The organism is Streptosporangium sp. NPDC023615 (genome assembly GCF_040640155.1).
In the GTDB taxonomy this organism is placed as follows: Bacteria; Actinomycetota; Actinomycetes; order Streptosporangiales; family Streptosporangiaceae; genus Streptosporangium.
The window spans coordinates 1-2224 of record NZ_JBFABE010000162.1; the positions used below are offsets into that span (position 1 = coordinate 1).

General features: G+C 65.5%; 1 protein-coding gene. It reads right to left on the reverse strand.

Going from position 1 to position 2224, the window contains the following annotated elements; genetic code table 11:
- Window positions 1-128: 128 nt before the first annotated feature.
- Window positions 129-1613, reverse strand: coding sequence for a group II intron reverse transcriptase/maturase (ltrA, locus tag AB0G16_RS38660; RefSeq protein ID WP_362815991.1), 1485 nt, complete (start codon window positions 1611-1613; stop codon window positions 129-131).
- Between the last annotated feature and the right edge of the window lie 611 nt (window positions 1614-2224).

Below are 2224 nucleotides of genomic sequence, written 5' to 3' on the forward strand. Positions count from 1 at the left end.
GGGGTGCCGTGTTGGGTCGGACCGGGGCGCCCTGCCGTGATTACTCCCGGTGGGTTTCCCCGGCCCGCCCGCCGCACCCGGCGTGCGTGTCTCCACGCACCGGGCGCTCCACATGCCTTGCCTGCTGGTCAGCCGCCTGAGGCGGTTGCCGGTGTCGGAGCCCATGGAGTCGCGATGTTGCCACCGCGGTAGCGGTAGCGCTTCACCGAGACAGTGGATGTGCCGGTGAAGGCGACTCCCTGGTGAGCGACTCTCCAGCCGACGTCGCAGAAGCGACGCCTGAACTCCGGCATCCCCATGCGGGCCTTGCCCGCGTATTTCCGGCGGATCCAGCGCATCAACCGGGCCCAGGTGTGGGCGTCGATCGCTGCGAAGGTCGCCTTGGAGACGCCGTAGCGGAAGTAGTTCGCCCACCCGCGCAGCATCCTGTTCAAGCTCAAGATCAGCCTGGCCAGGTCCTGATTGCGGGTTGACCTGTGTGTCTTCGCCGACACCTTGTCCCTGATCGCCTGGACGGCCTTCCTGGACGGCTTGGTGTAGACGAAGTACTTGTTCGTCCCTCGCTTCCGCTGGCGGCGGATGTGATGTCCGAGGAAGTCGAACCCCTCGTCGATATGGACCACGCGGGTCTTGTCCGGAGCCAACCGCAGCCCCAGCGGGGCCAGTACGGCCGACACCTCCTCACGCAGGCTCTCGGCATGATGCCGGTCGCCCGACACCATCAACACGAAGTCATCAGCGAACCTGATGAGTCTCCAGTTGCCCTGGCCCTTGAGTCTGCGCCGGTTCCGCCGCCGCCACGTGCTCATCATCTGGCGCCACTGCCGGTCGAAATGATCGTCCAGCGCGGTCAAGGCGATGTTGGCGAGCAGCGGGGACAAGACGCCGCCTTGCGGGGTTCCGGTCCAGGTCTCTTCCCGATTGCCGTCCGCCGTCATGACGCCGGACTTCAGGAACGCCTTGACCAGCGCGTTCACCTGCTTATCCGAGATCCTCGCCCGCAGGCGATCCATCAGGGCCGTGTGGTCGATCTCGTCGAAACACGCCGTGATGTCGGCCTCCAGCACCCACCGGTAGTTGATGGGCTCAGAAGCCAGATGGTGAATCTCGGCGATCGCGTCGTGCGCGCGCCGGTTGGGGCGAAACCCATACGAGCACGGCAGAAAGTCCGCCTCGAAGATGGGTTCGAGCACCTGCTTGAGACTGGCCTGGACCACCCGGTCAGCGACGGTGGGGATGCCCAGCTTGCGCAGCTTGCCGCTGGCCTTGGGAATCATCACCTGCCGCACCTCGACCGGAGAGAACTCACCGGACTTCAGCGAGTCCCGGATCTGGCCCAAGAACGCCTCGACCCCGATCCGGGTCTCGATCCAGACCACCGTGGCCCGATCGATTCCCGGAGTCCGAGCCCCGGCATTGCCGGCCACACGCTCCCACGCATGGACCAGAAACGCCGGGTCGTAGACGAGGTTGAACAGGTCACCGAACCGACGACCGTGATCATCGGTCGCCCAACGGTGCAACTTGGTCTGCATCCTCCGTACCGTGACGAAGGCCGAATCAGCATCCGGCCATCGCGTGGCGCCGGTATTCACCGGCGCATCTTCGGACATTGCATTCCTTCCTTGTCTGGCATGCTGCCGCCCTTCCCCATGTGACCGGCTCTCCCGGCCTCGGAGTACTACGGCGGCTCCGTCCCGCCCGCGCCTTCGGCTGGCGTCGCGCCTATCCCGAGCTCACCTCTGGAGGAGATGGGACCCGGGAACGACCACGGGCGGTTCCCACGTTCACTGCTGTCCGATCAACGGGTTAGGCACCCGGCTATACCCCTGCGGCATCGCCACGGCTACGCCGTAGTCCTTCACCGTGACCTCCAGGCCCACGCAGTTAAGACCGAACCTGGAGTTCCCCGCTCCGTGATGAGGGAGCGGGTACGCGCCGCCATCCAGCCCATATCCACCGGATTTGAGCTGGCAGACACGTCAAGAGGCGTAATGACACCGGTTCCTCGCGTATACCTTCCCGTCTCGCTCACCGCGCTCGGCCCATCCGGTAGTGCTGGGCCGACGCGACTTTGTCGAGGCTGCTCCCACCCTCCCCGGCGACTCCCGGCTCAGGCTGCCTCCAGCTTCACCCCGCCGCTACGACGGCGGGGAGATGGTCGGTCTTTCACCTCCATTCGGACAAACAGCGCATCGTGGCGCACTAACGAACGTGTCACCAG

Coding starts and splice junctions, on each gene's coding strand:
- ltrA (WP_362815991.1), bottom strand. CDS start 1,613: ATGTCCGAAGATGCGCCGGTGAATACCGGCGCCACGCGATGGCCGGAT.